3 protein-coding genes and 1 pseudogene are annotated in these 2930 nt (G+C 71.2%); 2 read left to right on the top strand and 2 right to left on the bottom strand.

Going from position 1 to position 2930, the window contains the following annotated elements:
- Positions 1-267: pseudogene (locus I53_RS04365) on the top strand (hypothetical protein); the annotation flags it as partial.
- 131 nt (positions 268-398) lie between these two features.
- Here the strand turns inward: I53_RS04365 and purN are convergent.
- Together purN and purM are read right to left on the bottom strand one after the other, a co-directional pair.
- On the bottom strand, positions 399-1049 hold the full coding sequence (purN, locus tag I53_RS04370; RefSeq protein ID WP_043347082.1) for a phosphoribosylglycinamide formyltransferase: 651 nt from the start codon (positions 1047-1049) through the stop codon (positions 399-401).
- Positions 1049-2128 (bottom strand): phosphoribosylformylglycinamidine cyclo-ligase, encoded by a 1080-nt coding sequence (purM, locus tag I53_RS04375; RefSeq protein WP_043347083.1) that lies wholly within the window; start codon positions 2126-2128, stop codon positions 1049-1051. Before purM ends, purN begins: the two co-directional genes overlap by 1 nt.
- A gap of 139 nt (positions 2129-2267) precedes the next feature.
- Between purM and I53_RS04380 the strand changes: the two genes are divergently transcribed.
- A partial coding sequence (locus I53_RS04380; RefSeq protein ID WP_043347085.1) for an AI-2E family transporter occupies positions 2268-2930 on the top strand: 663 nt, incomplete at its 3' end.

Here is a 2930-nt window from a genome sequence, read left to right on the forward strand (position 1 = left end):
GTACGAGCCGGATCCGGCCTCAAGACCGCCAGCAAGGCCAATCTCGAAGGCCGCGTGCGCCTCGCATGCACGATCGTCCAGGCCCGCATGACCAGCGCCCCCGAGGCGTCCCTGGAGCGCCCCTGCGGCTGCTATGCCAAGCAGACCCTGCGCAGCCTCGACGCCGCCGAGATCGAGGCCTACCGGACCACGGGCTACTTCAACGACTCCGCCCGCGCGAAGGCCCTCTCGGCGCTGGACAGCTGCAAGCTGCAGCGCCCCGTCTGAGGACGCAGACAGGGCTGCTTCGGTAGACGTCGCCTCTGCGAGCGCAGCGAAGCAGCCCAGCGCATCGGAACGTCGGCGAGCGGGCGATCCCGGATCGCCGGGCTCCACTCGCAGGGACGATGGGCCGCCCGCTAAAGGCTGAACAGAACGCCGTCGGGCGCCTCGTCGGCGATCACCACGCGGTCGCCGTCCAGGCGGGCGCGGCCGCCGGCCACCAGGGCGAGCACGGCCGGGTAGAGACGGCGCTCCTGCACGATCACCCGGTCGGCGAGGCTGTCGGGATCGTCGTCCTGGCGAACCGGGATCGCGGCTTGAGCGACGATCGGACCCGCATCCAGTTCCGGCACGACGAAATGCACGGTGCAGCCGTGCAGGCGCACGCCGGCGTCGAGCGCCTGCCGGTGCGTGTGCGTGCCCTTGAACAGGGGCAGGAGCGACGGGTGGATGTTGAGCATCCGGCCAGCCCAGGACGCCACGAAATCCGTCGTCAGGATCCGCATGAAGCCCGCGAGGCACACGAGGTCGACCTCGGCCCCTCGCAGGGCGGCGTCGAGGGCGGCATCGAAGCCGGCGCGGTCGGCGAAGGCCTTGTGGTCGATCGCCTGCGTCGGGATGCCCGCCTCCGCCGCGCGGGCGAGGCCGGCGGCTTCCGGACGGTTCGACACGACGAGCACGATCTCGGCCGGGAAGGCGGGATCCTGCGCCGCCTCCAGCAGCGCGACCATGTTCGAGCCGCGCCCCGAGATGAGGATGGCGACGCGGGTCTTGCGGTCGGTCGCCATCAGAAAGCGAGGTTTCCGCTGAAGGTCACGGGCTCGGAGCCGCGCGCCGTGATCCGGCCGAGGCGCACGGGCGTCTCGCCGGCCCGGGTCAGGGCCTCGTCGACGTCGTCCACCGCATCGGCGGCGGCGATCACCACCATGCCGATTCCGCAATTGAAGGTGCGCAGCATCTCCGCCTCGGCGACGACGCCCTCCTGGGCGAGCCAGCCGAAGACCGGCGGCGGGGTGACCGCGTCGAGGTCGATGGCGATGCCGACATCGTCCGGCAGGACGCGGGGCAGGTTGTCCGGGAAGCCGCCCCCCGTGATGTGGGCGAGCGCCCGGATCCCGTCCGTGGCGCCCAGCGCCGCCAGCAGGGGCTTCACGTAGATCCGTGTCGGCTCCAGCAGCGCCTCGCCGAGGCTGCGCCCGGGGGCGAACGGGGCCGGCGCGTCCCAGCCGAGGCCGCTTTTCGCGACGATCCGGCGGACCAGCGAGAAGCCGTTGGAATGCACCCCGGAGGAGGGCAGGCCGAGCACAACGTCGCCGGGCCGGATCCCCGAACGCGGCAGAAGCGTGCCGCGCTCGGCGGCTCCCACCGAGAAGCCCGCGAGGTCGTAGTCGGATCCGTCGTAGAGGCCCGGCATCTCGGCGGTCTCGCCGCCGATCAGCGCGCAGCCCGCCTGCCGGCAGCCTTCGGCGATGCCGCGCACGATGTCGGCGCCGACGCCCGGGACCAGCTTGCCGGTGGCGTAGTAGTCGAGGAAGAACAGCGGCTCGGCGCCCTGGACGATGATGTCGTTCACGCACATCGCCACGAGATCGATGCCGATCGTGTCGTGGCGCCCGGTCTCGATGGCGATCTTGACCTTGGTGCCGACGCCGTCATTGGCCGCCACCAGGATCGGATCGCGGAAGCCCGCAGCCTTCAGGTCGAACAGGCCGCCGAAGCCCCCGATCTCGGCGTCGGCGCCCGGGCGCCGGGTCGAGCGCACCAGCGGCTTGATCGTCTCGACCATGGCGTTGCCGGCATCGATGTCGACGCCCGCCGCCGCGTAGGTGAGCCCCGTCTTCGGCTCGTTGCCGTCCTTGGCCGTCATGCCCGCGCCACCTCGTTCCAATCTGGCCCCGCTCTAGCGGCTTCGCGCGCGCCACGCGAGTCGGCTGCGGCGGCGCCTTGATCGGCACGCGCCGCATACCCACTCTGCCCGCGGGTGTTGTGTCTGGGGGAGCGTCGACGTGCGCGCACGGGCTGTGATCGGGCTGGCCGCCGTGGTCGCTCTGGGATTGATCATCTACCTCCTCCGGGAAGTGATGCTGCCCTTCGTGGCCGGCATCACCCTGGCCTATCTCCTCGATCCCCTGGCCGACCGGCTGGAGCGCCTCGGCCTCGGCCGGCTGGCCGCGAGCCTGCTGATCCTGGCGTTGTTCGTCGTCGTCCTCGTGGTGACGCTGCTGATCCTGATCCCGCTCACGGCCAATCAGGTCGTCGCCCTGGTCAATGCGCTGCCCGGAATGGTGTCGCGGCTCCAGGCCATCATCGCGGAGCGCTCCGGGTCACTGCTGGAGCGCGTCGGCGGCGCGAATGTCCTCGCGGAGCTGCAATCCTCCGTCGGAACGCTGGCGACCCAGGCGGGGACGTGGCTCCTGGCCTTTCTGAAATCCCTCTGGTCGGGCAGCCAGGCCCTGATCTCGATCGCCTCGCTTCTCGTGGTGACGCCGGTCGTCGCGTTCTACATCCTGGTGGATTGGGACCGGATGGTCGCGGCCATCGACGGCTGGGTGCCGCCCCGGCACCGCGCGACGGTGCGCGACCTCGCGCGCCAGATCGACGGCGCCGTCACCGGCTATGTGCGCGGCCAGACCCTGGTCTGCCTCAACCTGGGCAGCTTCTACGCGATC

The sequence above is a fragment of the Methylobacterium sp. B1 genome (assembly GCF_000333255.1).
Taxonomy (GTDB): Bacteria; Pseudomonadota; Alphaproteobacteria; order Rhizobiales; family Beijerinckiaceae; genus Methylobacterium; species Methylobacterium fujisawaense.